4 protein-coding genes are annotated in these 3,163 nt (G+C 68.5%); 3 read left to right on the forward strand and 1 reads right to left on the reverse strand.

Features of this window, described 5'->3' with window-relative positions; genetic code table 11:
- Positions 1-186 precede the first annotated feature (186 nt).
- Positions 187-729 carry a carboxymuconolactone decarboxylase family protein gene (locus ACFV15_RS35265; protein ID WP_378356067.1) on the forward strand — a complete coding sequence of 181 codons (543 nt, stop codon included), beginning with the start codon at positions 187-189 and terminating at the stop codon, positions 727-729.
- Here ACFV15_RS35265 and ACFV15_RS35270 read toward each other — a convergent pair.
- Positions 713-1,603: an RNA polymerase sigma-70 factor gene (locus tag ACFV15_RS35270; RefSeq protein ID WP_378356069.1), complete on the reverse strand. Its 891-nt coding sequence runs from the start codon at positions 1,601-1,603 to the stop codon at positions 713-715. The genes ACFV15_RS35265 and ACFV15_RS35270 overlap by 17 nt on opposite strands.
- A 161-nt stretch (positions 1,604-1,764) precedes the next feature.
- On the opposite strand from ACFV15_RS35270, the gene ACFV15_RS35275 reads away from it, so the two are divergent.
- On the forward strand, positions 1,765-2,250 hold the full coding sequence (locus ACFV15_RS35275; protein WP_378356071.1) for a carboxymuconolactone decarboxylase family protein: 486 nt from the start codon (positions 1,765-1,767) through the stop codon (positions 2,248-2,250).
- An 81-nt stretch (positions 2,251-2,331) separates the two neighbouring features.
- Entirely contained in the window at positions 2,332-2,832 is a 501-nt protein-coding gene (locus ACFV15_RS35280) for a hypothetical protein (protein WP_378356073.1), read from the forward strand.
- Positions 2,833-3,163: the final 331 nt, after the last annotated feature.

Below are 3,163 nucleotides of genomic sequence, written 5' to 3' on the forward strand. Positions count from 1 at the left end.
CGCTGGGGGGCCGCCCCCGCCGGCGCCCGCTCGGCTGTGGCTCGGCTGGGTCCGTCCCCCCCCCCCCCCCCCCCCACGACCCCTTGCGGGCGAGCGGAGGTATCGCCGCTAAGCCGGGTGCAGCACACTCATCGCTTCTCAAGGATTCCGTGGTACTGATGTGGCCAGCCCACTAAGGAGGAACCCTTGCCGCACATCGACATCGAGTCCCCCATGCCCGGCATCAGCGGCCTGTTCGAGTTCCGCCCGGAGACCGCCGAGCCGCTCGGCCTCCTCGCGGAAACCCTGTTGCGCGGACCGAGCACGCTGACGGTCGGCGAACGTGAACTCATCGCCGCCACCGTGTCACGCGGCAATGAGTGCACCTTCTGCTCGCTGAGCCACGCCGCCGTCGCCATCGCCGCGCTCGACGACGGCGCGAACGTCGTCGAGGCGACCTGGCGTGGCATCGACGAGGCGCCGGTCTCCGACAAACTGCGTGCGCTGCTGCGTATCGCGCTCGCCACCCGCGAGACCGGCAAGGCCGTCACGACCGAGCTCGTCGAGGCCGCCAAGAAGCTCGGCGCGACGGACACGGAAATCCACGACACCGTCCTCATCGCGGCCGCCTTCTGCATGTTCAACCGGTACGTCGACGGGCTCGCCACCATCGCCTCGCCCGACCCTGCCGCCTACGAAGAGGTCGGGCGACGCCTGCTCGGCAACGGCTACCTCAAGATCGGGAAGTAGCCCGGCTCAGCGTGGTCTCCTGCGCCATCCGCGACAGCTTCTCGGGATTGCGCACGGCGTAAAGCCCCGTGACGAGGCCGTCGTCGACACGCATCGCGATGACGGTGTCGACCTCGCCGTCGAGCCGGAGGAGCAGCGCCGGATAGCCGTTGACCTGCACCGGCTGCAGTGACCCGAGCGAGGCGAGCCTGCCGACCCCGGCGGCGAGCAGGCGTGCCACTTTGTCCGCTCCCGTGATGGGCCGCGGCACGGCCTGCTTGACTCCCCCGCCGTCACCGAGGAAGACGACGTCCGGCGCGAGAATGTCAAGCAGGCCTTGCAGATCACCGGTTTCGACCGCCTTCTGGAACGCTTCGAGCGCGTGCCGGGAGTCGGCGTGGGAGACCTCGCCGCGCGGCCTTCGCGCGGCGACGTGCGACCGCGCGCGGTGGGCGATCTGGCGGACCGCGGCCGGGCTTTTGTCGACGGCTTCGGCGATCTCGTCGTACCCGAGGTCGAACACCTCGCGCAGCACGAACACCGCGCGCTCGGTCGGCGTGAGCGTCTCCAGCACCAGGAGCATCGCCATCGACACGCTGTCGGCCAGCTCGACGTCCTCGGCCACGTCGGGTGTGGTGAGCAGCGGCTCGGGCAGCCACGGCCCGACGTAGGACTCCTTGCGGCGCCCGAGCGTGCGCAGCCGCGTGAGCGCCAGCCGGGTGGTGATCCTGACCAGGTACGCGCGCTGGTTTTCGACGGTGCCGAGGTCGACGCCGTCCCACCGCAGCCACGTTTCCTGCAGGACGTCCTCCGCGTCAGCGGCCGAACCGAGCATCTCGTACGCGACCGTGAACAGCAGATTGCGGTGTGCGAGGAACGCCTCGGTTTCGGACATGCTGGTCCCCTTTCGATGGTGTCGCGCACGAGACGCCGGCCCCCGCGGTTCTGTGACACCGGCCCATCGTGGCGCTCGTCACATGGCCGCGTTGTCACAAGATCCGTGCCGCCGGCATCTGGTGTTCGTCCAGTGCAGCACGACAAGTGAGGACCACAGTCATGGAACCCCGTTTCGACCTCTTCAGCAACGAGATCGGCACCAAGATCGCCAAGCGGTTCGCCAACACCGGCGCGGTGATCGGCCAGTCGGGACTGCCGCACAGCATCCAGGAGCTGGTGAGCCTGCGCGCCAGCCAGATCAACGGCTGTGGCTGGTGCATCGACTTCCACGTCAAAGAGGCCACCGCGGCCGGCGAGACCGCGCTCCGGCTCCACCTCGTCGCCGCGTGGCGTGAGTCCACTGTGTTCAGCGAGGCCGAGCAGGCCGCACTCGCACTCGCCGAGGAGGGCACCCGGCTCGCGGACGCGCACCAGGGCGTGAGCGACGAGACCTGGGCGCAGGTGCGCAAGCACTTCGACGACAACCAGATCGCCGCGCTCGTCTCGCTGGTCGCCCTGATCAACGCGGCCAACCGGCTCGCCGTGATCGTGCACCAGAAGGGCGGTTCGTACGAGGCCGGAATGTTCGCCGCCGCCACACAATGAGCTGTCCCGCAACCTTTCGGGAGGCCCACCCGTACCAGCTGTCGAACACGTCCGTGATCGACAGCCGAGGAGTTCAACCACATGGGTCGTTTCACCAGTACGGGTTTCGGCGTGGCCGCGCTCGGCCTCGGCCTGCTCGGCGCCGCCGCCTTCGCGCCACCGGCGTCAGCGGTGTCGTCGATGTCGGAGGCCAAGCTCAGCCACGCCGAGGCGGCCGCGAAGTTCGCGGCCGCCGGGATCACCACCAGCTCGTCCGGACGTTGCAGTGACAGGGAAAACCCCGAATGCACGTCACTGGAGCAGATCAATCAGACCACTGTGGACGGTGTGCTCGCGCTGCGCGCGGCCGGCGGCTGCGCAGTGGTGATCACCGGCGGCACGGAGGTCGGGCACGCGGCCCTGCCGTACAGCCACTATCTCGGCTACAAGGTCGACATCCGCCTGACCAGCTGCGTCAACAGCTACATCCGGCGCACCTTCACGCCGGTCGTGCCGCCGGCGCTCGGCAGCGAGCAGTACCGCTCGGCGGACGGCGACCTCTACTCCTACGAGGGCAACCACTGGGACATCGAGTACCACTAAGGAGTCGTGAGTGTTCCGGCCGGTTCTATTGGGCGGAAGGGCAAAGGTGTCATGTCGTGGTGGGCGACCTTGGCCTGCTTCAGCCCTGGCCACGAAAGAGTGACTGTGGAGGGTTTGCGGCGACGGTTGCGGGCGAGTGGTAACTCTGCTCCGTTGGATGCAGCGGAGTTACCACTCGCGGACCCCCTCGTGAAGCGAGGGTGCCCCCGAGTGCGTACTACGCACCCAACGGCCCCCTCACTTCAAGCCCGCCCGAGGCTTGCGGGCACCCCGCCGGACGTGGTGAAGGAGTCCCTCACCAGCCAGCCACATTCGGCTTTCCGCGCAATAA

The organism is Amycolatopsis sp. NPDC059657 (assembly GCF_042734395.1).
Lineage (GTDB): Bacteria > Actinomycetota > Actinomycetes > Mycobacteriales > Pseudonocardiaceae > Amycolatopsis.